The sequence below is a fragment of the Nitrosovibrio sp. Nv6 genome (assembly GCF_900110495.1).
In the GTDB taxonomy this organism is placed as follows: Bacteria; Pseudomonadota; Gammaproteobacteria; order Burkholderiales; family Nitrosomonadaceae; genus Nitrosospira.
The window spans coordinates 1,166,369-1,192,292 of record NZ_FODX01000001.1 but is presented as its reverse complement, the minus strand read 5'-3'; the positions used below and the strand labels follow the sequence as shown (position 1 = coordinate 1,192,292).

Sequence of the window (25,924 nt, the reverse complement as noted above, 5' to 3'; positions counted from 1 at the left end):
AAACAATCGCGCGCTCCATCCCGCCCAACTGCCGGATTCGGGATAATGGATTATATTATCGCAAAGTGGCTTCATATCCTTTCTTCAACACTGCTCTTCGGTACGGGCATAGGCACGGCCTATTACTTCTTTTTTGCCAGCCTGACAAGAAACCCGCCGATCATGGCCGCCGTTGCGAGAAACGTTGTTACGGCTGACTGGGCTTTCACCGCAACGACAATGGTTATCCAACCCCTCACAGGCTTTTATCTCGTCTATCTAACGGGTATCCCTCTGACAAGCCGGTGGATAATGTGGTCGACCGGCTTGTATCTGCTCGCGGGAGCCTGCTGGGTACCGGTAGTATGGCTGCAAATAAGAATGCACTATTTGGCGTCACACGCCAGCAGAAGCGAGAGCGAGTTGCCCGCCCTGTACTGGCGCTATTTCCGGCTATGGATTGCACTTGGTATTCCTGCATTCGTTGCGCTTGTCATTGTGTTTTATTTGATGGTGGCGAAGCCGGCATGAGCGGGTATCAACGGTCTGCCTGCAAATCATCTGTGGCGCCATGAACGACAATTGCGTACTTCACGAATGTTCCGTTGCGCTCCTTTTGATAGACGTGATCAATGATCTTGAATTTGAGGAAGGCGAAAAACTTCTTGAGTACGCTATCCCCATGGCCGGGAACATCGCACGGCTTAAATTTGAAGCAAAAAAAAGGGGCGTTCCCTGCCTGTACGTGAATGATAATTTCGGACAGTGGCAGTCGGATTTCAAGCATTTAGTTACACGTTGTGTAAGAAGCGGCGTGTCGGGAGCTCCCATAGCACGTGAGCTTGCACCTCATCATGATGATTATTTTGTCCTTAAACCAAGGCATTCCGGTTTTTTCCAAACACCTCTGGATCTTCTGCTTCAAAGTCTGAACACAAAAAAATTGATACTCTGCGGTCTCACCACAGATTCCTGTGTCCTCTTTACCGCAAATGACGGATATCTCCGCGGCTTCGAAATTCTGGTTCCGGCCGATTGCTGTGCTGCGGTAGCCAAACGCAGGCATACTGACGCTCTTGCCCAGATGCGCCGGACGTTAAAGGCAGACACCACATCCTCGATCGAGATCGACTTCGAGCAATTATTGCAGGAAAAGAATAATAAGCGCCCCGCTTGACCCCGGGACACCGTTTGCTTGATCGAGAATAAGCGACGACAAAAGCGCCGGCTCTATTTGGCTCTATTTTTTTGCCCTGGACGTTCCCGTACGTACGCCATAATTCGGAAGCGCGGGAGGCGCGAAGTCTTTACCATATATCCTGATATTTGTATGTACGGCAAGCTGCCTCAAACGAACATAATTTCTTGACTAAACGCTCGATTAGCTTTAAATTGCCGTATCCTTCTCTCCGGTAATCCGTATCCTCTCTCTCCGGTGTTTATTCTAAAAGGTCGCAAAAAATGACTTTAGGTCTTATCGACTTACCTTGGTGGGGTTATATCGCCGTTATCCTGGTGCTTACCCATATTACCATTGCCAGTATCACAATATATCTACATCGCCATCAGGCTCACCGCGCGCTGGAGCTGCATCCCTTGCCCAGCCATTTTTTCCGCCTCTGGCTGTGGCTCACTACCGGCATGGTCACCAAGGAATGGACGGCGATACACCGCAAGCATCACGCCAAGTGCGAAACCCACGACGATCCCCACAGTCCGCAAGTGTTCGGAATCAGCAAGGTGCTAAGAGAAGGGTCCGAGCTTTACCGCAAAGAAGCCAAGAATCTGGAGACCCTGGAAAGATATGGCCATGGTACACCGGACGATTGGTTGGAGCGCAACGTCTACTCCAGGCATAGCGCCAAGGGCATTGCGCTGATGCTGATCATCAATCTTATTCTGTTCGGCCCCATCGGGCTTACGATCTGGGCAATACAGATGGCATGGGCTCCCATCATGGCCGCCGGTATCATCAACGGCGTTGGACACTACTGGGGTTATCGCAATTTCCAGGCAGAGGATGCCAGCCGCAATATTTCGCCCTGGGGGATTCTGATTGGCGGAGAGGAATTGCATAACAATCATCACGCTTATGCGACTTCCGCACGTTTATCAAACAAATGGTATGAGTTCGACATCGGCTGGATGTACATATGCATTCTGAAATCGATGGGGTTGGCCCAGGTGAAGAAGGTTGCGCCAAAATTGCGCTTGGATGCCGCCAAGACAAAGTGTGATCTTGATACGCTACAAGCTGTTATTTCCCATCGCTACGAAGTGCTGGCGAAATACGCCCAATCTCTCAAGCATACCCTGGCAACGGAAATTGATCATCTGAAGGAATCGGCCACAAATCTTGGCGTAGACCGCTCTACCCTTAGGCGCTGGGTACTTGCTGACTCCAAGACTCTGCAAGAGGACGAGCGCGCCAAACTGAATCTGGTGCTGAGCAAGACCAGTAGGCTCGACAAGGTCTATAAAATGCGTGAAGAGCTCATGGCAGTGTGGCAACGCTCGACGACTTCGAAAGATGAACTGGTCAAGCAGTTGGAGGACTGGTGTCATCGTGCCGAGGAAAGCGGCATCGAAGTACTGGAAAACTTCTCTCGCAGGTTACGCTGCTACGCGTGAGAAAGAATAAATAGATGTAATAAACAGAAAACCCGCCGATGGCGGGTTTTCTGTTTGGGTCTTGTATTTCAGGCTACTTGTTTCCTTTTTTGCATCTCTTCCAGAGGCTACATAGCATAGCTGCAAAGCTGCTGTTTCTATTTGAGCTTGGTTTCCTTGTATTTGACGTGCTTACGTACGACCGGATCGAATTTCAGAATTTCAATTTTCTCCGGAGTGATACGCTTATTCTTGGTGGTGGTGTAGAAATGACCCGTTCCCGCCGAAGATTCGAGCTTAATTTTTTCTCTCATGATATGTCCTTATGTTTCCAAGCCAATACCGTTTCCGGCGGTTAGATGCTGCCGCCGCGTGCGCGCATTTCAGCCAGCACCGCGTCAATACCATTCTTGTCTATGGTACGCAGTGCCGCGTTAGACAAGCGCAGGCTGATCCAGCGGCGCTCGCTTTCGACCCAGAATCGGCGGTGCTGCAAATTGGGCAGAAAGCGCCTTTTTGTCTTGTTGTTAGCATGAGAAACATGGTGGCCGGTCATCGGTTTCTTTCCGGTGATTTCACATACTCGTGCCATGGTCATCCACTCCAAAATCCAAAAGACGAATATTATATCCCGACTTCGGGCATTCCTCAAATCAAATCAATCCCCGCTCGGCAAACGACATAGCCGCCCCGCTACCAACGATAAAATGGTCCAGCACTTTCACATCCACCAGTGCAAGCGCCTGTTTTAGAGATTGAGTCAGAATTTCGTCAGCTTGACTCGGCTCCGCAATACCGGAAGGGTGGTTGTGTGCGAAGATTATGGCCGCTGCATTATGATGCAATGCTCTTTTCACCACTTCGCGAGGATATACGCTGGTCTGGGTGAGGGTGCCGTTGAACAATTCTTCGGTCGTGATAGTTCGGTTCTGCGCGTCGAGAAAAATGGCAACGAAGATCTCGTGTTTTTTCCCCTGAAGGCTGAGGCGCAGATAGTCGCGCACTGAACCTGGTGAACTCATGGTATCGCCACTTTTCAATTTTTCCTCCAGCGCGCGCCGCGCCATTTCCAATACCGCCTGCAGTTGCGCGTATTTTGCCGGACCCATTCCAGGTACTTCGCAAAACGCGTTCTGGTCTGCAGCGAACAGTCCTGTCAAGCCGTTGAAACGCTTCAGCAGTTCCCGCGACAAATCTACTGCGCTTTTCCCCGCCATACCTGTGCGCAGGAATATCGCCAGAAGTTCTGCATCGGAAAGATACGCCGCTCCGTTTTTTAAAAGTTTTTCGCGCGGGCGCTCGGATTCGGGCCAGTCTGTGATCGCCATGGTTGAATGTGGAATATTGATAAGAGATAAGAATCAAAGTTGAATGTAAGGATTCACCATGGTTAACGGCAAAGTGCGCCACTCCTGTAAAGAAACGCCAGTTTTTAGGTTAAACTCCCGTTTTTATAGAAAATGATTTTATGATTATGGCTGAAGCATCCCTACCGATGTCCAGGCGCCTGCTTTTGGGGCTGACCGGCGGGGTAGCGGTGTACAAGGCCGCAGAGCTGGCGCGTCTTTTAATACACGACGGCATGGATGTGCAGGCGGTAATGACCGAATCTGCCTGCCGTTTCGTTGGCACGGCGACGCTACAGGCGTTAACCGGCAGGCCGGTATTCACCGACTTATGGGATACGAGCATTGCCAACAGCATGGCCCATATTGATCTCTCGCGCCATGTGGACGCTATTCTTATTGCACCTGCCAGCGCTGACTTTATTGCCAAACTCGCCAATGGCCTGGCTGATGACCTTCTCTCGACGTTGTGCCTTGCGCGCGATTGCCCGCTACTGATCGCCCCGGCCATGAACCGGCAAATGTGGGAAAACTCTGCGACTCAGCGCAACCTGAGTGCGCTGCGGCGTGATGGGGTATTGATACTTGGTCCGGCAAGCGGCGTCCAGGCGTGTGGTGAAACTGGTATGGGGCGCATGCTGGAAGCACATGAACTCGCTGAAACGATGCATGCCTTTTTTCAGCCCAAGCTGTTGAAAGGCAAGCGTGTACTCATCACTGCCGGACCTACCTACGAGGCGATTGACGCAGTCAGGGGGATCACCAACCTGAGTTCGGGAAAAATGGGTTATGCAGTGACACGTGCGGCGCTGGAAGCGGGGGCGGAGGCCGCCCTCATCTCGGGCCCTGTTTGTCTGGAAGCCCCTCCAGCCGCCAAGCTCGTCGGCGTGGTCAGTGCGGAGGATATGCTGGCGGCGGTAAAAAAAGAGCTTTTGCATGCCGATGTTTTTATAAGTGTCGCGGCAGTAGCAGACTACCGTATAAAAAGTGCCAGTAAACAGAAAACAAAGAAAACCGATAATAATATTAAGCTCGAACTTATTCCGAACCCCGATATTCTGGAGTTCGTGGCGGGCCTGCCCAACCCCCCCTTCTGTGTGGGCTTTGCCGCAGAGACAGAAAATCTCGAGAAAAATGCCGAAGCCAAGCGGCGCAAAAAAAAGCTACCGCTGCTTGCCGCTAACCTCGCTCAGGAAGCAATTGGCGCCGAGGACTGCGCGATGACGCTGTTTGATGATTCGGGCAGACATCGTTTATCGAAAGCGCCTAAAATCGAGCAGGCGCGGCGTTTGATTAAACATATCGCCTTACTGCTTGAACAGCAAAAGCCTTGAGGTAATCGTCATGTTGAAAATCGACGTAAAAATTCTCGACCCACGTCTTAAAAATCAGTTGCCGGCTTATGCCACTCCAGGTTCCGCTGGCCTCGATTTGCGTGCCTGCATCGAGCATGTAATGACCATAGAACCGGGGGAAGCCAGTCTCATTGCTACTGGCATCGCCATTCATCTTGCCGATCCAGGACTTGCCGCGATGGTACTTCCTCGCTCTGGCCTGGGGCATAAGCACGGTATCGTGATGGGGAACCTGGTCGGGCTGATCGATTCCGATTACCAGGGTCAGATTTTTGTGTCCTGCTGGAACCGAGGGCGGATTCCTTTTCTGTTGAATCCGCTGGAGCGTATTGCGCAGCTCGTGGTTGTGCCGGTAGTTCAGGTCGATTTCAACGTGGTAAATGACTTTGAGCAAAGCCATCGCGGAGCGAATGGCTTTGGCAGCACGGGTAAGCACTGATGCGTACCCTTGCCGTGTTTCTGTTTTTTCTTTTATCCTCGCCAGCGGGCTTCGTAATGAGTGCAGAAATGCCGGTGCGCCAACTCAGGATTTCAGGCCATCCGCTTTCTGTCGAAGTCGCGCATACTCAAGCTACCCGTTCGCAGGGATTGATGTACCGGCAGTCGCTGGGTGAAAACAACGGGATGCTGTTTGTATTTTCCGAGCCCGGACGCCACAGCATGTGGATGATGAATACTGACATACCGCTGAGTGTCGCCTTTCTTGATGAGAAGGGCGTGATTCTGAACATTGAGGATATGGCGCCCCGTACGGCAACGGGGCATCGTTCTGCAGGCGCGTCGAAATATGCGGTGGAGGTGAACCGGGGGTGGTTTGCGGCAAGAAAGGTGAAGCCGGGTGAGAGGGTCACCGGACTTGAGAAAGTGCCCGCAGCGGAATAACCGGAATCGCAGGTGCGGGATTTCTCCAATCTTACCCGCTTCCTGACGCTTCAGCGCATGCCTGGAAGCATCCCTTTCATGCTTCGAAGCATTTTTGCCATCCCACCCTTGCTCATCATCTTCATCATTTTCTGCGCTTGCTCGAATTGCGCCAGCAAGCGGTTTACTTCCTGTACAGTGACACCCGCCCCAGCGGCGATACGGCGTTTGCGTGATGCTTTCAGGATTTCGGGTTTGGCGCGTTCCTGAGGTGTCATGGCATTAATGATGCCTTCGGTGCGGCCCATGACTTTATCGTCGACTTTTACGTTCTGCGCCGCCTGACTCAATTGGCTGGGCAGTTTGTCCATCATGGCGCTCATGCCGCCCATGTTTCTCATCTGTTGAAATTGCATTTTAAAATCGTCCAGATCGAAGCTTTTGCCGGATTTCATCTTTTTGGCAAGTTTTTCGGCTTCGTGCTGATCCACACCCCGCTGGGCTTCCTCGATCAATCCCAGCACATCACCCATGCCCAGAATTCGTGAGGCCATCCGGTCCGGATGGAATGCCTCCAATCCAGTCAGCTTTTCGGCTACTCCCGCGAATTTTATCGGCTTGCCGGTGACGTGAAGCACTGACAACGCCGCGCCTCCCCGGGCATCGCCATCGAGTTTTGTAAGAATCACGCCGGTCAGTGGCAAGGCTTCGGCGAACGCTTTGGCGGTATTGACGGCGTCCTGTCCCTGCATTGCGTCCACGACGAACAGCGTTTCGATGGGATTCAACAGCGTTTCAAGTTCGCGGATTTCCGCCATCATGGCTTCGTCGATTGCCAATCGCCCGGCGGTATCCACAATCATTACATCGTGGAAGTGCCTGCGGGCGAAATTCAGTGCGCCAGCAGCTATTTCTTTCGGCTGTTGGCCTGCTTGAACAGGAAAGAATTCCGCGCCCGTTTGCCGGGCCAGCAGTTCCAATTGCTGAATGGCCGCGGGGCGATAAGTGTCGCAGGAAACAAGCAACACTTTTTTCTTTTTTTGTTCCATCAACCACTTCGCCAGCTTGCCGCTGCTGGTAGTCTTGCCCGCTCCCTGCAGCCCTGCCATGAGGATGACCGCTGGCGGCACGGTAGACAGGTTGATGTCGGCTTTTTCCCCTCCCATAAGGGCAATCAGTTCCTGATGCACTACCCCTACCAGTGCCTGCCCCGGTGAAAGACTGCCTATCACTTCCTTGCCGACAGCTTTTTCCTTGATGCGCGCAATGAATTCCTTAACTACCGGCAAGGCAACATCGGCCTCCAGCAGCGCCATGCGCACTTCGCGCAACGCCTCCTGTATATTCGTTTCGGTCAGTCGTGCTTCACCTCGGAGGTTCTTGATGACCCCGGACAGACGGTTGGTAAGATTGTCGAACATGCAAAATGCCTCTCGGGAAAAATTGGTGTAGACTAAACGGACGTTCCGTTTTAATCTGCAATGTCATGTCCGGTATTCTAGCCTATCTCGTTGCTTTCCTGCTGTATGCGCTGATCGGTTGGCACTTCTGGCGCACCAGATGGAACGCGCCTCCAAATATCGCGGGCGGCGCAGCAATGGCTGCGGGATGGGAACGCTACGCCATTCTCGCACCGCTGGTGCTGCACGGCTATACGCTTTATGAGTCCGTATTCGCTGGCGTCGGATTAAACTTCGGCGTGGGCAGCGCCGTTTCCTCTATCGTTTGGCTCACAGCCACGATTTACTGGCTGTCCGGCTTTTTCTACCGCCTGGAAGGCTTGCAAATCCTGGTTGCGCCGGTGGCGGCCGTGGCGGTACTGCTTCCGCTGGCGTTTCCTTCCCTGCACCCTCTGGCCAATACGGAGTTTCCCGCCTTCAAGGCACATATTTCAATCGCGATGCTGGCATACAGCCTGCTAACCATTGCCGCGCTCCACGCGTTGCTGATGGCAGTGGTGGAGCGACGCCTCCATCATCCGGCCATGCCTTCGGTGCTGACTAACCTGCCTCCGCTTCTGGCGATGGAAACATTGCTGTTCCGTGTCATCTGGGTAGGGTTCGTGTTGCTTACGCTAACGCTCATCAGCGGAGTTGTTTTCTCGGAGGAAGTGTTTGGTCAGCCGGTAAAATTCACTCACAAGACCCTGTTCGGCTTCATTTCATGGGGCGTTTTCGCCGCCCTGCTGGCGGGCAGGCAACTCTACGGCTGGCGTGGACGCATCGCCATCCGCTGGACGCTGGCAGGATTCATCATTCTGCTGTTGGCTTATCTTGGCAGCAAGTTTGTACTGGAAGTGATATTGCGGCGCTAGCGGTACATTTGTGCGCCAGAAAACGGATGTGGTTGAGGCGATAGCGTGTTCAATTCAGAAGCATATCGCAAGCACGCCGCCGTCTTCCGATCCTGAATTTTTTCTACTTGCATAAAGGCGTTTCTCTTGGAAGACATGCCGTTGTACGTGCTGCTGATAGCGCTGGCTGCTCTGTTGATTTTATCTGCATTTTTTTCCCTTTCTGAAACCAGCATGATGGCGATCAACCGTTATAGGTTGAAACATCTTGCAAAACAGGGAAATCGGGGCGCCCGGCTGACCACCCAGCTGCTATTGAATACCGACAGGCTTCTGGGCGTAATCCTGCTAGGTAATAATCTGCTGAATGCCGCTGCTGCGACGCTGGTGGCGGTGATTGTTTCCGTTTCCTTCGGTCAAAGCGATCTGGCCCTGTTTTTCGGGACGGTGGCCGTGACTTTTGCCATTCTGATTTTCAGCGAAATTACGCCCAAGGTCATCGCGGCCGCGTATGCGGAGCCTATCGCGCTGGCTTCGAGTTACGTGCTGACACCATTACTCAAGCTTTTTTATCCGGTGGTATGGTTCGTCAATCTGTTTGTACAGGCGCTGCTTATTATTCTGCGCCTGAAGCCCGCAGCGGATAATGCCGCACAAAAAATCAGCATGGAAGAACTCAAAACGCTGGTCCTGGAAGCGGGGCATTTCATTCGGAAAAAACACCAGAGCATGTTGCTCAACCTGTTCGATCTCGAAACCATCACCGTTGACGATGTCATGGTGCCTCGCGGCCAGATTGAAGCCATAGATCTGGAGGAGGACGATGAAACCATCCACAATCAATTGCTCACGTGCCATCACACCCGCCTGCCGGTATACAGGGGAACACTCGATAACGTGATCGGTATCATTCATGTGCGTAAAGTGCTGAACCAGATGAGAAGCGGAGAGGTGACGGCGGCGATACTCGAGAAAATCATGCGCGAGCCATACTTTATTCCATCGGGTACCCCCTTGTTTTCGCAGCTGCAACTATTTCAGGAAAACCGCGAGCGAGTTGGGCTCATAGTAGATGAATACGGTGAATGGATGGGACTGGTAGCGCTGGAGGATATCATCGAGGAAATTATCGGCGAATTCACTACGCACGCGCCGACGCAAGCGGGTACGTTCGTGAAACAGGAAGATGGTAGCCTGATAGTGGAAGGCAGTACCCTGCTGCGCGATCTCAACCGCAAATTTGGCCTGCAACTGCCCCTGGGCGGGCCAAAAACCCTGAATGGCCTGGTTCTGGAGTACTTTCAGGATATTCCTGAAGCAGGCACCAGCCTTAAAATCGCCGGCTATCCGGTGGAAATCATTCAGACGCAGGACCGGGTGGTCAAAGTTGTACGAATCTTCGCCACTTCAACGCAAATTGAGCAGGAGCCGGCGAGTGAGTATAAAGGCCAGTAATTCTGACACCCGAGCTTAGATGTCATTTATTTACCTGCTGCAGAATTCGGCGACTTTTTTTATATTCTTCTGCTCTATCGTTGGCCTGGCAGTGGGCAGTTTTCTGAATGTGGTTATTTACCGCCTGCCGAAAATGATGGAGCGGGAATGGCGGGAGCAATGTGCGGAGCTTCATGGTGAAGCCGTTGAGGCGCCGCCGCCATATAATATCGTTGCGCCTCGTTCCACCTGTCCCGATTGTGGGCATAGAATACCCGCACTCGAAAATATTCCATTAATAAGTTATCTGGTTCTGAGGGGTCGCTGCTCCCAATGCCGCGCAACCATTTCCGTGCGCTATCCCGCTATCGAGGCATTGACCGGCTTCATCAGCGGTTTTATTGCCTGGCATTTCGGCTATGGTTTTGAGGCATTCGCCGCCTTGGCATTCGCCTGGGCGATGATTACGTTGGCATTTATCGACCTGGATACTCAACTGCTTCCCAACGACATTACCTTACCGCTTTTATGGGCAGGATTATTGGTCAATTTAGATGATATATTCACTGATATCCATTCCGCCGTTATAGGCGCGGTTGCGGGTTATCTTGTATTGTGGTTGGTATATCGGGCTTACAAACTCATCACCGGCAAGGAAGGCATGGGTCAAGGCGACTTCAAACTGCTTGCAGTCATTGGAGCCTGGTTCGGATGGCAAATGCTGCCGCTTGTAATCGTGTTTTCTTCCGTTGTGGGCACGCTGACTGGAATCGGACTGGTACTGGTAGCAAAGCACGAGCGCCATATTCCCATTCCCTTCGGGCCGTATCTTGCCAGTGGGGGCATGCTTGCATTGCTCTGGGGAAATCAGATCAACAGCGCGTATTTCGCGTTGGCTTTAGCCGGATGACCTTGATAATCGGCTTAACCGGAGGAATTGGCAGCGGCAAAACCAGTGCTGCAAATTTCTTCTCCGTTCTCGGTATTGATATTGTTGATACCGATGTGATTGCGCATGAACTGACCCAGCCAAAGGGGGCAGCGATTGATGCCATTCGACAAACTTTTACCGATCGATTCATCACGGCGGAGGGGGCCTTGAATAGAGAAGAAATGCGCCGGCTGGTATTTTCCGATAGCGGTTCACGCCGCAAGCTTGAAACGATTCTTCATCCGCTTATCCGAGATGAGGCGTCGCGCCGCGCCGCGTTGTTCTCCGCCCCCTACGGAATAGTAGTCGTCCCGCTGCTGCTTGAAACCGGTCAGTACCGCGAGTTGATCCACCGCATCCTGCTGGTGGATTGCGACGAATGTGACCAGATTGCCCGTGCCACTGCTCGCACCGGATTGGATGAATCAACTGTGCGCGCTATCATGGCCACACAACTTTCACGCGAGGAACGACTGCAACAAGCGGACGATGTGATTACCAATGATGCTGATTTGCCACATCTGGCCCGGCAAGTAGGCGTGTTACATGAGAAATATCTAGCGTTGGCCAGCGGGAATTAGTTTCTTATTGGCACTTCCATTTAATTACGTGCCCGTTTGATTGTAAAATGACGATTTATAGCGCAATATCACCATCAGTTATCCTGTTTTTGGCCAGTTTTCAATTTAACCTATCGTGATTTGTTACGAGCACCCACTTAACGAACGTATTCGCACCCTGCTGCGGCTTGAGGATTTATTTGACAAGGTGGCTTTCTTCTCAGCAAGAGAAGATGCTTTCGAGCATCACTCGGCGCTTGTCACATTATTTGAAATCCTCGATGTAACGGGTCGTGCGGACATGAAGTCCGATTTGCTGCAGGAACTGGAGCGGCAGAAGCAAGCATTGGAGTTACTGCGGGGGAGTCCGAAAATTTCCGAGGGCGCGTTGAATCAGGTGTTAAGTAATATACAGGTTGCCTCTCAGAGCATGCTGGGTATGCCGGGGAAAATCGGGGAGCTCATGCGCGAGAACGAGTGGCTGATGAGTATCAAGCAGCGTGTCGGGATACCGGGAGGCGCATGTGAATTTGACTTGCCGTCTTATCATTATTGGCTGCATCAGGATCCGTCGGTCCGCCGCAGTGATCTCAACGAGTGGCTCGAGCCGCTGTTGCCGATCGAAAGGGGATTCAGCATTGTTTTGCACCTGTTGCGGAATAGCGGAAAAACGTTCCGGCATGTTGCTCAGCGTGGCGTATTCCAGCAGATGGGGCCAGGACGGATCGCGCACATGCTGTGCTTGAAGGTGGACGACAGCCGGCCTTGCGTGCCGGAAATCAGCGCCAACAAATATGCGCTCAACATTCGCTTCGTCATCTCCGGCTCGAGACAAAAAACCAAAGTTTATGAAGAAGATGTAGAGTTTGAATTGACTTTCTGCACGCTATGAAGGCATCCCGATTCAATGGAATCGACAATTGCTTTTAGGCTTTCCTGTTGCGACGCAGGTTCCTGTGGTTTTTTAGCGCATCCTTTTAATTTTCCGACTCATGCAGCCTTCAAACTGATCTCGGTGACTGGCCTATGTTGCCTGGTTAAAGCTTGTTCAATTTAATATCCCCGTTTTCTACCAGATCAATTAGACCAACTCCAGTTGCACACCTATGGCAAATTTTTTTGCGCTGATTCCCGCGGCGGGCTCCGGTTCACGCATGGGAGACGAACTTCCCAAACAGTATTTGACGCTGGCTGGCAAGCCGATGATTTATCATGCTCTGAAGACGCTGTGCGATGCGCCGAGGATTGTCAGTGTATTCGTGGTGCTTGCTCCAAATGATGGCGAATGGGCGCGGCATGACTGGTCAGAATTCTCGGGCAAGCTCGTCGTGCTGGAATGCGGCGGCGCAACCCGCGCCGAGAGTGTGCTCAATGGCCTGAAGGCCGCATGGGAAGCCTCATCCGTCAGGGGTGACGACTGGATATTGGTGCATGATGCTGCGCGTCCCTGTTTGGGGGCAGCGCAGCTCGACAAATTGACGGATGAGCTGGCGGACGACGAAGTAGGCGGATTACTCGCAGTTCCAGTGGCGGACACGTTGAAGCGCGGCGATACCGGCCGCCGGGTTGAACGTACAGAATCCAGGGAAAATTTATGGCAGGCGCAAACGCCGCAGATGTTTCGTTACAAGTTGCTTATGGAAGCATTGAGTATGAGCGGCGGCGTGGCGATGACCGATGATGCGGGCGCAATCGAGGCGCTTGGGCTCCGCCCCAAGCTTGTTCTGAGCGATGCCCGCAACCTGAAAGTTACATATCCACAGGATCTGGTTTTAGCGGAGCTGATACTGGGAAACCCTTAAATGATAACGTGCCGCAGTGGGCGGATATAGTGTGGCTGCAAGTAGAGTTGAGAGAGGAAACGTGAGTAATTTCAGAATCGGGCAAGGCTTTGATGTACATCAACTGGTGGAAGGCCGCAAACTTGTCATCGGCGGAGTAACCATTCCTTATGAAAAAGGCCTCCTCGGACATTCCGACGCGGATGTGTTGTTGCATGCAATATGTGATGCTCTTCTGGGGGCGGCGGCATTGGGCGACATCGGCAGGCATTTTTCCGATACCGACCCGCGCTACAAGAATATCGACAGCCGCGTACTGCTGCATAACGTTTATCGCCTGCTGGCGGAGCATCATTACAGGGTAGTGAACATAGATGCCACTATCCTGGCGCAGGCGCCTAAAATGTCGCCGCACATTCCCGCCATGGTTATCAACATCACGCAGGATCTTCGGATGAGATCGGGAGATGTCAATGTCAAGGCCAAGACGGCCGAACGTCTTGGCCCCGTTGGCAGGGGGGAAGGAATAGAGGCGGAGGCGGTATGCCTGATCAAGCGAATGGATGATGCGGACTAAAGACAACACCGAAATCGGGCGACGAACGGTCCGGGTTTTTTTTGCGATATGGCCCGACAGCAAGGCGCAAAGGCAACTTGGCGGGCTCGTAAAGCGGTTGCGATTGGAGACGCTCTGCGGCGGACGAAAAACGAAAGCGGAAAACATTCATCTCACGCTAGTGTTCGTGGGAGAAGTGCACCCCGACAAGTTGGAAATCCTATGCCGGGTGGCCAGCGGAATCAGGGATTCCGGGGCGCATGCTTTCGATCTTGTTGTTGAAAAAATATGCTATTGGAAACACAAGGGTATCGTTTATGGGGAAATTGGTAGAATTCCACAAGAACTGATGAATTTGGTAGCCGCATTACAGGATGGGCTGTCCGATGCCGGCTTTTCATTGGAGCAGAGAGCTTACAGGCCCCACATAACGTTGATGAGAAATGCTTCGTGCCAGACTTTGCCTGAATTGATGGAACCCATAGCATGGCGTGTGCGCGAGTGGGCGCTGGTTAAATCGGAACAAACCAGCGACGGATCGGTGTACGTACCTGTTGGCCGCTGGTCTTTGGATTCCTGAGTCCGACTACTTAAAGGTAAATGCAGCTTTCCAGATGTCTGGTCAGATTTTTCTCGCTCGCCCTGGTGTAATCCTTTTCGAAAGTATCGCTTACGAGGTTACGCACGTGGCTTCCCAAACTGCTGTTGATCAAACCGATGAACGGAGCTGACACAACCAGGATCAAACGCTGGTAGCTATTGGTCGTGCGCCCCTGTTCCAGTTCCCTCGCTAATCTGCACGCAAAATTGTGCGCCTCGTGTTGTTTGGGATCGGTGGCCGGTACATAGGCGCCGCAGCCATTGCCGTTGCTTTTGTTATAGCCGGGACGGTCTGAAACCAGGCCCACCCGTTTTTCCCTGCTGGCGTCGTGTCTGAATTCCTTGACTTTCTGTAGTCCTTTTTTTGGTCCGTAATTTGCGTAAAGGTATGCTGCGCTTGCGTTTGCGACGAGAATCCACGTGATGCTCATGACTCCTCCCTGCGATAATGGTAAAGTAAAACGAGGTAGGTGCTACTCAACAATGGACATTGAATTCCCGGCGGAAGTTTCCGCCGCCAGAGGTTACCTGGAATCATATGATGCCTGATATTCGCTCGACTTTACATTGAAAATTCTTGCTCTCGATACATCTACCGAGTACTGCTCGGTCGCGATATTGCTGGATAGCGAAATACTGGATCAGGAGGTGTTTGCCGGACAGAGGCATTCCGAGCTGATTTTGCCGATGGTAAAGCGGGCGCTAGGCGAAGCTGGACTGGCGCTGGTGCAACTGGACGGTATCGCTTTCGGTGCTGGTCCTGGATCTTTTACTGGTCTGCGCATTGCATGCGGCATAACCCAGGGTCTGGCTTTTGGCGCGGACCTGCCGGTTGTGGGAATATGCACATTGGAAGCGCTGGCACAGGAGGCCGGGGAAAATAGAGTAATTGCGGCGCTTGACGCCCGCATGAAGGAGATTTATCACGCCGCCTATGAGAAAACGGTGGACGGATGGCAAGAGGTAAGCGAACCGGCCCTTTGCTTACCGTTCAATGCGCCAGGCGTCTCGGGATCCAGTTGGACGGGCTGCGGCAGTGGCTTTGATATCTACAATGAAGTGTTGCGCAACCGCTACGGCGGGCGCGTCAGCCACATTATCGGCGACCTGCGGCCTAATGCGCGTGCAATGGCTCGGCTGGCCGCGCCTAGACTCGCAAAGGGGTTGGGTATCCGCCCTGCTGATGCCGCGCCGCTTTATGTCCGTAATAAAGTAGCTCTGAAGGAGAAAGAGCGATGAGCGCCCAATTGCAGGATATGCCGCAAATCAGGCGAATGGTTCCGGCAGACCTGGATGCGGTGGTAGCCATAGAGCGGGAAGTTTTTCTGTTTCCCTGGACACGCGGCAATTTCTCCGACTCTATCGATTCAGGCTATTACTGTCTGGTTTTGGAGCAGGGTGGTGATATTTTTGGCTATGGCGTTATGTCGATCGGAGCGGAAGAAGCCCATTTGCTGACTCTCAGCATTGCTGCAAGCGCGCAGCACAAGGGCTGGGGTGAAAAATTGCTGCGACGTTTCATTCATATCGCCAGGGAGCAGCGCGCGCTGACGATGTTTCTGGATGTGCGGGAATCCAACCATGCAGCTGCCCGGCTATACGAACGCATCGGATTCATACAGATTGCCAGACGCAGGGATTATTATCCTGCGATGGGAGGTCGCGAGGATTCCTTGGTGATGGAGTTGGTTTTATGACTGCTGGGGGGAATGCACAGAAGGGCAAACGACGCAGGGAGATACTTAAAGAGCTGGGTTTGACGCCTTTGTGGCATGTTAGACCGGCTAGACCGGCTAGACCGGCCAGTATGCCCCAGCCGCCCGAACTGTCCCAGGAGCGCCAGGCGGCGCCACTGCCCCCACCGCTTCCCGCCGCTTCTGCGATGCAGGCCGAGTCCGGAGAGCAGGTTTGCAGCGACTCCTCTGTCGGTGCAGTGAGTGCACTGGAAGACCGGCGTTCGAAAATTCTGCAGATGGGTTGGGAAGAACTTGAGGCGAGCGTAGCGGGTTGCATCGCATGCCGGTTATGCCACTCTCGCACGCGGACAGTATTTGGCGTAGGTGATCAAAGTGCGGACTGGCTGTACATAGGCGAAGGGCCGGGTGCGCAGGAAGATGCCACTGGAGAGCCATTTGTCGGACAGGCCGGGAAACTGCTGGACAACATGTTGACCGCCATTGGCCTGAAGCGCGGCCGCAATGTTTTTATCACCAATATTGTAAAATGCCGCCCACCCGGCAACCGGGAACCCCGTCCAGATGAGGCACAGTGTTGCGAGCCGTATCTTGCGCGCCAAATCGAGCTGATCAGACCCAAGCTTATTATTGCATTGGGGAAGACAGCCGTGCAGAATCTTCTGCATACCGATGCCAGTCTAGGCAGTCTTCGGGGCAGATTGCACCAGCATTCCGGCATCCCTGTTATTGTCACCTATCATCCGGCCTATCTGCTGCGCACACTGCCTGCCAAAGCCAAGGCGTGGGAGGATTTATGCTTTGCCAGAAGCACAATGGAGGCTTTGGGAACCTCCGGATAAGTTCTTGTCATCCCTTGCGTTACCCCAGAATCAGTGCTCGACGCTTTGCATTCCCTGGCATCGTAGACTAAGCTACGATCTACATTGCGCCTTTTGATCATCTCGATTCTGCCACCTGCTTGATCAATGGATGCTCCATGGATTGCTCCTTCAGGGTCCTTGCAATCGGGTAATCAGCCCCCATTTACTCATCCATGTGAGGCAACACTTTATTCCAGGAAGAATTTCATGCATAACCTGATGCGGACGCTGACGTTGTTTCTTGTCCTTACCTTGAGCGGCTGTGGTTACAATACCTTACAGTCGACGGACGAACAGATTAAAGCGAGCTGGGCAGAAGTCCTGAATCAGTATCAGCGTCGCGCCGACCTGGTTCCCAACCTGGTCAACGTCGTAAAAGGTTTCGCCGCGCAGGAAAAAGAAGTGCTGCTGGGAGTGACCAATGCCCGCTCCAGGGTTGGAAGCATTCAGGCCACACCAGAGCTCATCAACGATCCGGAGGCGCTCGAAAAATTCCAGCGTGCCCAGGGAGAATTGTCGAGTGCTCTGTCGCGCTTGCTTGTAGTGGCCGAGAATTACCCCCAACTGAAATCGGATGCTAATTTTCGCGATCTACAGGCACAACTGGAAGGCACGGAGAATCGTATCACCGTTGCCCGAAATCGTTATATCAAGGCAGTTCAGGAATATAACATCGTGGTGCGCTCGTTCCCCAGCAATCTCACGGCAATGGTATTCGGCTTCCAGGTGAAGCCTAGCCTCACCGTTGAAGACGAGAAAGCAATTTCCACTGCCCCCAATGTGGATTTCAGCAAACCATAACGGGAAAACGGCCGTTCCAAAAATTTGTTCGAAGATAAGCTGTAGTAGCTGGTGTATCTCGCTAACGATTACGCCTAAGCTGACCAAGGAACCTAAACCGCACGTCAGCTTTTATTTCTTTTATTTATATGCGGCTGTGCGTTTTTCAGTAGGATGGATGAAACGAGCGCAACCATCGTTTGGTTATTCCCACATCTCACCAAACTGCAATCGCGCTGGTTCTTGGTCCTGGTTTAATGTGTCGTACGTCTTGATGGATTACGCTGCGCTCCACCCATCCTACCCAGCTACCCAGGTTATATAGCCGTCAAACTGGAATGGTTCATAGGTACATTTATTTATGATGCAAGCTGGAAGAAAAGCTCTTGTATTCATTGCCCTGCTTTTTTCCGCCTCTTTATCGATGGCGGATGTGACGATTCCGCCCCTCAAATCCCCTGTCACTGATCTTGCCGGCACGCTATCCGCGAATGAGACTGTGCAACTGGAGCGGAAACTGGCGGCGTTTGAAGCCAGGAAAGGTAGCCAGATTGCGGTATTGATCGTTCCCACCACCCAGCCTGAAACCATCGAGCAATATTCCATTCGTGTTGCCGAGGCCTGGAAGCTGGGACGCAAGGGTATCGACGATGGAATCCTGCTGCTGATTGCAAAGCAGGACAGAACAATGCGCATCGAAGTGGGTTATGGTCTGGAAGGCGTGCTGCCTGATGCTATTGCAAAGCGCATAACCGAAGAGATAATCATTCCCGAACTCAGACAGGGAAACTTTGCGGGCGGCATTGATGCGGGTATCGAGCGGATAGCGCGTGTGATCGAAGGTGAGCCGCTGCCGCCGCCTCAAACCAGAAATATCAGGCGCGGCGACAGTACCGGCGCGGCTGCGGATGTTTTCCTGAATAATATTATTTTCGTTTTTATTGTACTCATCATCATCGCCAGGATATTGCAGTCCTTCGTCGGACGCTTTATAGGCGCCACATTGATGAGCGCGGCGGCTGGTTTCATAGGCTGGCTCGTATTTTCTTCAATCATCGTTGCCCTGGTTGTTGCTGTCGGCGCGTTTTTTATAAGCTTGTTCGGTAACCCAGGCGGGGGAATTTCCAGAGGAGGGCGGGGCGGTTGGCCGGGCGGCTTCGGCGGAATGGGAGGAAGAGGCGGTTTTGGAGGCGGCGGATTTGGGGGCGGGGGCTTCCGTGGGGGTGGTGGCGGCTTTGGCGGCGGCGGCGCATCGGGGAGATGGTAAATGAATTTTTCACGCATACTGCGGCATCTTTTTACCGGACCTCTGGCGGTACGGCGACTATTTCCCGGTTCAGCCCTGATCGCAATCGAACAAGCTATCAAACAGTCTGAAGCCGGTCATGACGGAGAGATCCGTTTTGCCGTGGAGCCAGCCCTGAATATGCTGCCTCTGCTTGCAAATCAGCCGGCACGCGAGCGGGCGATAGAGGCGTTTGCCCAACTCAAGGTCTGGGACACTGAACATAATAACGGCGTGCTGATTTATTTGCTGCTGGCCGATCATGACGTTGAAATTATTGCCGACCGGGGGATCGACGTCAGGGTCGGTGGTGGCAATTGGGAAAAAATATGCCGTGAAATGGAAGGTGCTTTTCGTCGGGGACAGTTCGAAGCAGGAGTAATTGCAGGAATCCGGGCTATCGGCGATCACTTACGGGAACATTTCCCGGCAGAGCGGGAAGGCGGGCAAAATGAGCTATCTGATAGGCCCGTTATCCTGTAACGATCGCTCAATGTCCTTTGTGCGCACCGATGAGATGAAGGGAATCTTCAATGCTCTGGTTGCGCAGATGCCACTGACGTATCAGCGCCATGATCACGGCGACGAATAGACCGAAAAGAACAATAACCGTATAAACATGGACATCGAAGCTCACCAATATCGCGTACAGCGCCAGCATCGTGAGAATACTCAGATTTTCGTTGAAATTCTGTACCGCAATAGAGTGGCCTGCGCCCATCAGGATGTGCCCTCGGTGTTGCAGCAAAGCATTCATCGGCACGACAAAAAATCCGGCCAATCCGCCGATCAGCATTAAAAGAGGGATCGCAATCCACAGGTCTTGTGCCAGAATCATGGCCATAACCACAACACCCATCGCGATGCCAAGAGGAATGACTTTCACTGATTGACGCAGCGACACCACCCGTGCCGCAACAATCGCGCCTATCGCAATCCCGACGGCGACCACGCCTTGTAACTGTGCCGCTTTACTTAACGGGTAACCCAGCGCGGCATCGGCCCATTTCAACACAATAAACTGCAGGGTTGCACCTGCGCCCCAGAACAATGTTGTAACGGCCAGCGAAATCTGTCCGAGCTTGTCTTTCCATAACAGCCTCAAACAATGTGCGAACTCATGCACCAGGAACACCGGGTTTTTCTTGAGAATACGGTGGTCAACCCCCGTATTGGGAATGTACAGATTGAAGATCGCGGCAGTGGTATAAAATATGGCAATGAGAAGTATGGTGGCTTCCGGAATTGTGTCCACGCCTGTGTCTATAACGGGGAAATCAAACGCCAGAAATATGGCGGCTATTGCGGGAGAGATCAGCAACCCGCCCAATACCGTGCCCAATATGATAGAAGCAACGGTTAAGCCTTCGATCCAGCCATTGGCAATGACCAGCTTTTCGGGGGGAAGAAGTTCAGTCAGTATCCCGTATTTCGCGGGAGAATAGGCGGCTGCGCCCAGTCCGACAACCGCATACGCGGCAAGGGCGAAATACTGGTGCGATGCCAGAAAAAGCAGACTGCAGCCCACGATCTTGATGGCATTGCTGATGAACATCACACGTCCCTTGGCCATCGAGTCTGCGAAAGCCCCAACAAACGGGGCGAGAACCACATAGAACAAAACGAATACAAACTTGAGCATCGGGGTGAGATAAGCGGGAGCATGCAGTTCTACCAGAAGTGCAATCGCAACCACCAGCAGTGCATTATCCGCCAGTGAAGAAAAAAACTGCGCTGCCATAATGGTATAAAATCCGCGTTTCAAACTATTCTCCTTCCAGAAACTTGTTTATCCTCAGGCACGGAATTATACAATGCTCATCCAGGCTATATCATCAAACCGCTCATGCCACCCAATTGAATCCACCGGATTCACGCACTAATGATCAAAGTCCCTGGCTCCTGAGATGCCGCGCCCTATCCAGGCGCGGATTGATCTCTCTGCGCTCGAACATAACCTGTCCGTAGTTCGTCGTCATGCGCCCCGCTCGCGCGTAATGGCGGTTATCAAGGCTGACGCATATGGTCATGGGCTGCTCCGCGCCGCCGAGGCGCTAGCGCGCGCAGATGGATTCGCCATGCTTGAGCTCGATGCCGCCGTGCGGCTGCGGGACGCGGGCTATCGCCAGACCATTTTGCTGCTGGAAGGTTTTTTTGATGTAGACGAATTGGCTTTGATCGAGCAGTATCATTTAAGCACGGTAATTCACCACCGCGAGCAGCTTGCCATGTTGTCTGCATCCAAGGTGCGTCGGAGACTGGACGTATTTCTAAAGCTCAATACCGGCATGAACCGCCTTGGATTCACGCTTGAGGAATTTCCCGCCGTGCTGGAAACCCTCAAAGCTAATTCTGCCGTGGAGCACATTACGCTCATGACGCATTTTGCTCGCGCCGACGAGTCCCACAGAAGTGAAAACATTGCGGCTCAGCTACAACGTTTCAACGTAATTGCCGGAGGACGATATCTGCCTCGCTCAATGGCCAATTCGGCCGCCATTCTGCGCTTTCCTGAAACACATGCCGATTGGGTGCGCCCTGGCATCATGCTTTATGGAGCGTCGCCATTTACTGACGCGACTGCCGAAGAATTGGATCTGCATCCGGCAATGACGGTATCAAGCAAAATCATCGCGGTGCAATCGCTTAAAGCGGGGGATGGCGTCGGATATGGCCATACTTTCCGCGCCGGCCAACCGATGCGGGTTGGCGTTGTTGCAGGAGGTTACGCCGACGGCTACCCTCGTCATGCGCCGACGGGCACCCCTGTAATGGTGAACGGCAAGCGTACTCGTGTCATCGGGCGTGTATCAATGGACATGCTGCACGTGGATCTGAGCGATATAGAGGATGCCGGGGTAGGCAGCCCGGTTACACTCTGGGGAAAGGGCATGCCGGTCGATGAGGTTGCGCAATCAGCCGGTACAGTGGGTTATGAGCTGCTATGTGCCTTGGCGCCGCGAATGCAGAAGGTAACGTAAACCCAATAAAAAAGGCAGCCGAGGCTGCCTTTTTTATTTGTTTCGGCTTTCGGGGATTCATTCGACTTTCGCTTTGGAACGCAGATCATTGACCGATGACGCGAACTGTTTTTGCAGCACACGCTGGGCCAGGTTCTGCTTTACTTCCTCGAATGGCGGAACTTTCAGCGGCCTCACATTATCCAGGCGAATCACGTGCCAGCCAAAGGGGGTTTTTACCGGCTGCTGGGTAAGCTGGCCTTCTTTCAATTTCGTCAAGGCTTCCGCAAAGGGCTGTACATAGCTTGCAGCAGGGCTCCAGTCGAGTTCACCACCTTTGCTTTTGCTGCCCGTATCAAGGGATTTTTCCTCGGCGATCTTCTCAAGCTTGGTGCCTTTTTTGATACGAGCGATGATATCTTTAGCTTCTTCCTCGGTAGCAACGAGAACATGGTGCGCTTTATATTCCTTATCGCCCATCTGAGTTTTCAGTGCTTCGTATTCTTTTCGCAACTCTTCATCGCTGACCGGGTGCTTCTTTATATAATCCACCTGATATGCCCTGACCAGAGCTGTCTGGCGCGCCATATCGAGTTGAGTCTGGAAATCGGGATCTTTGTCGAGTCCCTGTTTCTTGGCTTCCTGAGCTATTACCTCTTCGGTTATGAGATCTTCGCGCAAGGCCTTTCTGGATTCCGGGCTATCCGGCTGGCCTTGGGCGGTACGCGCTTTCACAATGAATTCGAGGCGCGACTGAGGAATTGCTACACCGTTCACCTTGGCCATGGTTGAGCCGGATTGAGCCTGAACAGCCGTTACGGCAATCAGTCCGGAAATACCGAGTGATATTAGTTGAGCAAGTTTCATAAATTGCATAGAGGCTTCCTTGTCAGTGGAAAGTTAAATTTCTTCAGGAGTATACGCTTTTACACTCAGCGCGTGAATATTCTTGTGCATCATCTCGTGCAGCGCCGCATAGACCAGACGGTGCCGTTCCAATGCGGATTTGCCGGCAAATTTGGAGGAGACAATGGTGAGCAAATAATGTCCGCCGCCGCCTTTGGCCCCCTCATGGCCGGCGTGCCGCGAGCTATCATCCACAATTTCCACCTCTTCGGGTTCAAGCACGGAAAGCTTCTGCTTGATCAATTCGGGCGTGCTCATCGGTTTACTATTTATGATGGCAAGATTTTCTTGAATGGCCTGACTATCAATTTGGCATATACGCCTGAAGTGGCGTAGGGATCGCTTTCGGCCCAGGCCCGCGCTGCTTCGAGCGATTCAAATTCAGCTACGATCAGGCTGCCGGAAAATCCCGCGGGACCGGGATGGGGGCTGTCAATCGCAGGATATGGCCCCGCCAGGATGAGACGTCCCTCTTTCTGCAATGCCTTGATACGTTCCAGATGCGCGGGACGTGCTGCCAGCCGTTTTTCAAGGCTGTCAGAAACATCTTCACCGCTTATCGCGTAGAGCATCATGTCTCTTTATCCTCATCGTTTTCAACGTATTTTCCCAGCATCAATCCCTGTAATATGACAAAAGCCAGCATCATACCCATAAACCCGAACAGCTTGAAGTTGACCCAAGTTTCCGTGGAATAATTGAACGCTACGTAGAGATTGGCTACGCCCATCAATGCAAAAAACGCCGCCCAACTGGCATTCAGCCGGCTCCACACCGGGTCTGGCAGCGTGATCTGTTCTTTCATCATCGTACGGATCAAATTCTTCTTGAAAATCGCATGGGCCAACAGCAGTGCGACGGCGAAAAGCCAATAAAGCACCGATGGTTTCCATTTGATAAAAGTCTCGTCCTGCAGGATCAGTGTCGCACTGCCGAAGATGACAATGAGAACCAGGCTTACCCACAGCATCGTATCAACCTTGCGGTGGCGGTACCAAACCCAGCCGATTTGGACAAAAGTGGCGGCAATGGCTACAGCGGTGGCAGCGTAGATGCCGTAGACCTTGAAAGTAATGAAAAAAAGGATTACGGGAAAAAGATCAAAAAGAAATTTCATAATTTGGAACGATGCCGCCAGCGGTTGGCTGATGAGCTGATTATCGCGGTTACGAAGAGAAAAATCTATTGAATTTCCTGCTGGTTAAAGCGATAGGCACGTGATCTACACGCTTTGACGGCCATGAATATAATCTGTCATTGATGTCGTCCTGGTTTAGAAGGCTCAAGAAGGCTGGACATAGACGAGCAGCCCTGAATTGCCTCTACTTTATTAATTGGCCCGTTCCTGACCATCAGACCCGCGATCGAGTTTGAGCGACGCGGAATTGATACAGTAGCGCAAACCAGTGGGGGCGGGACCATCCTCGAACACATGGCCCAGGTGCGCGTCGCAGCGAGCGCATAAAACTTCCGTTCGTCGCATGAAAAGGCTGTTATCTGCCTCGGCAGCAACATTGGACGGATCGATGGGCTGCCAGAAAGAAGGCCAACCGGTGCCGGAATCGAATTTGGTATCCGAACCGAATAATGCCGCACCGCAGCAAGCGCAACGGTATACCCCCTGGTCGTGGCAGTTCCAGTATTCGCCCGTAAAAGCGGGTTCCGTGCCTTTTTCACGACAGATATGATACTGTTGAGGCGCAAGCTGCGTTTTCCATTCCTGTTCCGATTTTGCAATTTTGCCGCTCATAGCTCCTTTCCCTCCAAAAATTAACGCAACGTGAAAGTAGTATTCCGAGGGTGTGCTTGAAGAGTATATCTCAGTGTAGATGAACTGGCGCCACTTCACCTTCTTCAGGAAATTCGGCATGTACCACTTCGCCTTCCGGACTTGGAAACAGCGGGGCGCCGCACTCTTCGCAATAGTCAAGAAGGAAACGGTTTTGCAGCAGCGTAGTATTGGTTATGCCGCATTCTCGTAGAGTGGCTTCGATTTGCCCCACGATATCGCTGTTCTCATCTTCATCGCCAACCAATGTCCAGACTATCCCATAGAGCACATCGTCACGCTCCTTGAGGGTAAAACTTATACGATATTCCTCCAGCCACTGGTCATAAAAAGGCGCTACCACCGCACGCAGCCTGGATGCCGGTATATTCAGGGTGGTTTGCAGGAAATCGACAGTGGCGTGCATGGAATAGGGCCGGGCCAGCCGATCCGCCATGCGCCATGCGGAAAAAAAGCCATCGGGTATCAGCAATTCGAACGCGCAACCCTGGAATAGGGGCCGCAGAGCTTCCGCGCCGTGAATCTGCCATGCCTGCACTATTTCCTCTTTTGAAAACTTCGGAACGAGTGAACTGCCGCCTCTAGTCTCACCGGTTCCGTCGGCCTGCCAGCGGAACATGGGCTTTCCCTGAGGCACGGCAATGCCGCCGAGGAGATAACGGGTATCGGAAAGAAAGCGTCCCGTTTCGGCCAATTGGCGTGGATTCATATGCAAGTCACGTTCACCCGCCACCGCCGCTGCCCATAGTTTGCCTGCCAACTCATGCGTAAGGTGATAGCCGCGCGGCAATTGGTCGGGACTGAACAGGCAATCGGCCAGCACGAACTGTACATTCGCGGCCAGCACATGGGTCTGCAGCTGTACCCGCAATTTCGCGAGCACTGCTTCGGTTACAGGTCCCGAAGGAATCGAAAAACGCGACCAGGTCAGTACCGGCACGGCGAACATCAGTACATCATAGCGGCGGTCCTCGTGGGTCAATATGCTGCATTCAATTGCCGCTTCTATGGCGTAAATAAACTCGCTATAACCAGCGGGATCGGCGTCATAAAGCTGATCCAGCGCGGCTTCCAGGTTTTGATCATCGCCCGTGCGCAACTGGGCCGCGATCTTTACCGCGAGCCGGTTCTCCCAGAATGCGTCTTCTATACGGCTGCCGGAAGCAGCAAGACCCGCCGCCAGCCGAGAAAGCTCCTGCACCACCCGCGGAGACTTGATGCGATGAGGGACGCGAAGTTTTTTCATGAGGTGGGCGTCCTTTAGGATCAAAAAAATATTTTAACCTAATTCGACAGGTTGGAACGAGGCCGGGCAATGTTTGACGTAGTAGAATGAGATTC

At 52.7% G+C, this 25,924-nt stretch carries 33 protein-coding genes; 21 read left to right on the top strand and 12 right to left on the bottom strand.

Features of this window, described 5'->3' with window-relative positions; genetic code table 11:
- Positions 1-45: 45 nt before the first annotated feature.
- The 3 genes from BMX66_RS05835 to BMX66_RS05825 all read left to right on the top strand — a co-directional run bounded on the left by BMX66_RS05835 (position 46) and on the right by BMX66_RS05825 (position 2,610).
- Positions 46-510, top strand: a complete 465-nt coding sequence (locus BMX66_RS05835; protein WP_090879214.1) for a DUF2269 family protein — start codon at positions 46-48, stop codon at positions 508-510.
- A 40-nt stretch (positions 511-550) separates the two neighbouring features.
- Positions 551-1,156: a cysteine hydrolase family protein gene (locus BMX66_RS05830; RefSeq protein ID WP_090879211.1), complete on the top strand. Its 606-nt coding sequence runs from the start codon at positions 551-553 to the stop codon at positions 1,154-1,156.
- Between the two features lie 284 nt (positions 1,157-1,440).
- Complete coding sequence (locus BMX66_RS05825) at positions 1,441-2,610, top strand: DesA family fatty acid desaturase (RefSeq protein ID WP_090879209.1); 1,170 nt, start codon at positions 1,441-1,443, stop codon at positions 2,608-2,610.
- Positions 2,611-2,747: 137 nt separating this feature from the next.
- Here BMX66_RS05825 and rpmG read toward each other — a convergent pair whose 3' ends face one another.
- The 3 genes from rpmG to radC all read right to left on the bottom strand — a co-directional run bounded on the left by rpmG (position 2,748) and on the right by radC (position 3,917).
- Positions 2,748-2,903 carry a 50S ribosomal protein L33 gene (gene rpmG / locus BMX66_RS05820; protein ID WP_090879207.1) on the bottom strand — a complete coding sequence of 52 codons (156 nt, stop codon included), beginning with the start codon at positions 2,901-2,903 and terminating at the stop codon, positions 2,748-2,750.
- A gap of 41 nt (positions 2,904-2,944) precedes the next feature.
- Positions 2,945-3,181 (bottom strand): 50S ribosomal protein L28, encoded by a 237-nt coding sequence (gene rpmB, locus BMX66_RS05815; RefSeq protein ID WP_090879955.1) that lies wholly within the window; start codon positions 3,179-3,181, stop codon positions 2,945-2,947.
- A 61-nt stretch (positions 3,182-3,242) separates the two neighbouring features.
- Entirely contained in the window at positions 3,243-3,917 is a 675-nt protein-coding gene (gene radC, locus BMX66_RS05810; RefSeq protein WP_090879205.1) for a RadC family protein, read from the bottom strand.
- Positions 3,918-4,063: 146 nt separating this feature from the next.
- Here radC and coaBC point away from each other — a divergent pair, with 146 nt between their 5' ends.
- Genes coaBC through BMX66_RS05795 form a run of 3 tightly spaced genes read left to right on the top strand, consistent with a single transcriptional unit; the run spans position 4,064 to position 6,172 of the window.
- On the top strand, positions 4,064-5,269 hold the full coding sequence (gene coaBC, locus BMX66_RS05805; RefSeq protein WP_090879952.1) for a bifunctional phosphopantothenoylcysteine decarboxylase/phosphopantothenate--cysteine ligase CoaBC: 1,206 nt from the start codon (positions 4,064-4,066) through the stop codon (positions 5,267-5,269).
- Positions 5,270-5,279: 10 nt separating this feature from the next.
- On the top strand, positions 5,280-5,729 hold the full coding sequence (dut, locus tag BMX66_RS05800) for a dUTP diphosphatase (RefSeq protein ID WP_199679275.1): 450 nt from the start codon (positions 5,280-5,282) through the stop codon (positions 5,727-5,729).
- Positions 5,729-6,172 carry a DUF192 domain-containing protein gene (locus BMX66_RS05795; RefSeq protein WP_255398822.1) on the top strand — a complete coding sequence of 148 codons (444 nt, stop codon included), beginning with the start codon at positions 5,729-5,731 and terminating at the stop codon, positions 6,170-6,172. Before dut ends, BMX66_RS05795 begins: the two co-directional genes overlap by 1 nt.
- Before the next feature lie 50 nt (positions 6,173-6,222).
- On the opposite strand, the gene ffh is transcribed toward BMX66_RS05795, so the two are convergent.
- The gene (gene ffh / locus BMX66_RS05790) at positions 6,223-7,572 is read right to left on the bottom strand and encodes a signal recognition particle protein (RefSeq protein WP_090879203.1); all 1,350 of its coding nucleotides are present in this window, start codon (positions 7,570-7,572) and stop codon (positions 6,223-6,225) included.
- Between the two features lie 65 nt (positions 7,573-7,637).
- On the opposite strand from ffh, the gene BMX66_RS05785 reads away from it, so the two are divergent.
- The 8 genes from BMX66_RS05785 to thpR all read left to right on the top strand — a co-directional run bounded on the left by BMX66_RS05785 (position 7,638) and on the right by thpR (position 14,286).
- Positions 7,638-8,465 (top strand): cytochrome C assembly family protein, encoded by an 828-nt coding sequence (locus tag BMX66_RS05785; RefSeq protein ID WP_090879201.1) that lies wholly within the window; start codon positions 7,638-7,640, stop codon positions 8,463-8,465.
- A 135-nt stretch (positions 8,466-8,600) separates the two neighbouring features.
- The gene (locus BMX66_RS05780; RefSeq protein ID WP_177168748.1) at positions 8,601-9,899 is read left to right on the top strand and encodes an HlyC/CorC family transporter; all 1,299 of its coding nucleotides are present in this window, start codon (positions 8,601-8,603) and stop codon (positions 9,897-9,899) included.
- Positions 9,900-9,918: 19 nt separating this feature from the next.
- On the top strand, positions 9,919-10,788 hold the full coding sequence (locus tag BMX66_RS05775; RefSeq protein WP_090879197.1) for a prepilin peptidase: 870 nt from the start codon (positions 9,919-9,921) through the stop codon (positions 10,786-10,788).
- Positions 10,785-11,390: a dephospho-CoA kinase gene (gene coaE, locus BMX66_RS05770; protein ID WP_090879194.1), complete on the top strand. Its 606-nt coding sequence runs from the start codon at positions 10,785-10,787 to the stop codon at positions 11,388-11,390. Before BMX66_RS05775 ends, coaE begins: the two co-directional genes overlap by 4 nt.
- Positions 11,391-11,505: 115 nt before the next feature.
- Positions 11,506-12,261, top strand: a complete 756-nt coding sequence (zapD, locus tag BMX66_RS05765; protein WP_090879192.1) for a cell division protein ZapD — start codon at positions 11,506-11,508, stop codon at positions 12,259-12,261.
- A 214-nt stretch (positions 12,262-12,475) separates the two neighbouring features.
- A complete protein-coding gene (gene ispD / locus BMX66_RS05760; protein WP_090879190.1) occupies positions 12,476-13,171 on the top strand; it encodes a 2-C-methyl-D-erythritol 4-phosphate cytidylyltransferase in 696 nt (231 codons plus the stop codon).
- Positions 13,172-13,232: 61 nt separating this feature from the next.
- Positions 13,233-13,727 (top strand): 2-C-methyl-D-erythritol 2,4-cyclodiphosphate synthase, encoded by a 495-nt coding sequence (gene ispF / locus BMX66_RS05755; RefSeq protein ID WP_090879188.1) that lies wholly within the window; start codon positions 13,233-13,235, stop codon positions 13,725-13,727.
- Positions 13,714-14,286, top strand: coding sequence for an RNA 2',3'-cyclic phosphodiesterase (thpR, locus tag BMX66_RS05750; RefSeq protein ID WP_090879186.1), 573 nt, complete (start codon positions 13,714-13,716; stop codon positions 14,284-14,286). The genes ispF and thpR overlap by 14 nt, the downstream gene beginning before the upstream one ends.
- A 10-nt stretch (positions 14,287-14,296) precedes the next feature.
- Here the strand turns inward: thpR and BMX66_RS05745 are convergent, their stop codons facing one another.
- A complete protein-coding gene (locus tag BMX66_RS05745) occupies positions 14,297-14,737 on the bottom strand; it encodes a host attachment protein (protein WP_090879183.1) in 441 nt (146 codons plus the stop codon).
- A 136-nt stretch (positions 14,738-14,873) separates the two neighbouring features.
- Here BMX66_RS05745 and tsaB point away from each other — a divergent pair, with 136 nt between their 5' ends.
- The 6 genes from tsaB (at position 14,874) to BMX66_RS05715 (ending at position 19,411) form a co-directional block, all read left to right on the top strand.
- The gene (gene tsaB / locus BMX66_RS05740; protein WP_090879181.1) at positions 14,874-15,545 is read left to right on the top strand and encodes a tRNA (adenosine(37)-N6)-threonylcarbamoyltransferase complex dimerization subunit type 1 TsaB; all 672 of its coding nucleotides are present in this window, start codon (positions 14,874-14,876) and stop codon (positions 15,543-15,545) included.
- Positions 15,542-16,003, top strand: coding sequence for a ribosomal protein S18-alanine N-acetyltransferase (gene rimI / locus BMX66_RS05735; RefSeq protein ID WP_090879179.1), 462 nt, complete (start codon positions 15,542-15,544; stop codon positions 16,001-16,003). The genes tsaB and rimI overlap by 4 nt, the downstream gene beginning before the upstream one ends.
- Positions 16,000-16,842, top strand: coding sequence for a uracil-DNA glycosylase (locus tag BMX66_RS05730; protein WP_090879177.1), 843 nt, complete (start codon positions 16,000-16,002; stop codon positions 16,840-16,842). Before rimI ends, BMX66_RS05730 begins: the two co-directional genes overlap by 4 nt.
- Positions 16,843-17,070: 228 nt before the next feature.
- Positions 17,071-17,664, top strand: coding sequence for a LemA family protein (locus BMX66_RS05725; RefSeq protein WP_090879175.1), 594 nt, complete (start codon positions 17,071-17,073; stop codon positions 17,662-17,664).
- Positions 17,665-18,004: 340 nt separating this feature from the next.
- On the top strand, positions 18,005-18,910 hold the full coding sequence (locus BMX66_RS05720) for a TPM domain-containing protein (RefSeq protein WP_369826956.1): 906 nt from the start codon (positions 18,005-18,007) through the stop codon (positions 18,908-18,910).
- Positions 18,911-19,411, top strand: coding sequence for a TPM domain-containing protein (locus BMX66_RS05715; protein WP_090879173.1), 501 nt, complete (start codon positions 18,911-18,913; stop codon positions 19,409-19,411).
- 7 nt (positions 19,412-19,418) lie between these two features.
- Here the strand turns inward: BMX66_RS05715 and lplT are convergent, their stop codons facing one another.
- Positions 19,419-20,693 (bottom strand): lysophospholipid transporter LplT, encoded by a 1,275-nt coding sequence (gene lplT, locus BMX66_RS05710; protein WP_090879171.1) that lies wholly within the window; start codon positions 20,691-20,693, stop codon positions 19,419-19,421.
- A 142-nt stretch (positions 20,694-20,835) separates the two neighbouring features.
- Here lplT and alr point away from each other — a divergent pair, with 142 nt between their 5' ends.
- A complete protein-coding gene (gene alr, locus BMX66_RS05705) occupies positions 20,836-21,909 on the top strand; it encodes an alanine racemase (protein ID WP_090879170.1) in 1,074 nt (357 codons plus the stop codon).
- A 57-nt stretch (positions 21,910-21,966) separates the two neighbouring features.
- On the opposite strand, the gene BMX66_RS05700 is transcribed toward alr, so the two are convergent.
- The 6 genes from BMX66_RS05700 to BMX66_RS05675 form a co-directional block, all read right to left on the bottom strand.
- Positions 21,967-22,764, bottom strand: coding sequence for a peptidylprolyl isomerase (locus BMX66_RS05700; RefSeq protein ID WP_177168730.1), 798 nt, complete (start codon positions 22,762-22,764; stop codon positions 21,967-21,969).
- Between the two features lie 24 nt (positions 22,765-22,788).
- The gene (locus BMX66_RS05695) at positions 22,789-23,052 is read right to left on the bottom strand and encodes a BolA family protein (RefSeq protein WP_090879168.1); all 264 of its coding nucleotides are present in this window, start codon (positions 23,050-23,052) and stop codon (positions 22,789-22,791) included.
- An 11-nt stretch (positions 23,053-23,063) separates the two neighbouring features.
- Complete coding sequence (locus BMX66_RS05690; RefSeq protein WP_090879935.1) at positions 23,064-23,366, bottom strand: YciI family protein; 303 nt, start codon at positions 23,364-23,366, stop codon at positions 23,064-23,066.
- Complete coding sequence (locus tag BMX66_RS05685; protein WP_090879166.1) at positions 23,366-23,911, bottom strand: septation protein A; 546 nt, start codon at positions 23,909-23,911, stop codon at positions 23,366-23,368. Before BMX66_RS05685 ends, BMX66_RS05690 begins: the two co-directional genes overlap by 1 nt.
- Before the next feature lie 213 nt (positions 23,912-24,124).
- The gene (msrB, locus tag BMX66_RS05680) at positions 24,125-24,544 is read right to left on the bottom strand and encodes a peptide-methionine (R)-S-oxide reductase MsrB (protein ID WP_090879164.1); all 420 of its coding nucleotides are present in this window, start codon (positions 24,542-24,544) and stop codon (positions 24,125-24,127) included.
- A 70-nt stretch (positions 24,545-24,614) separates the two neighbouring features.
- Positions 24,615-25,829 (bottom strand): DUF2863 family protein, encoded by a 1,215-nt coding sequence (locus BMX66_RS05675; RefSeq protein WP_090879162.1) that lies wholly within the window; start codon positions 25,827-25,829, stop codon positions 24,615-24,617.
- Between the last annotated feature and the right edge of the window lie 95 nt (positions 25,830-25,924).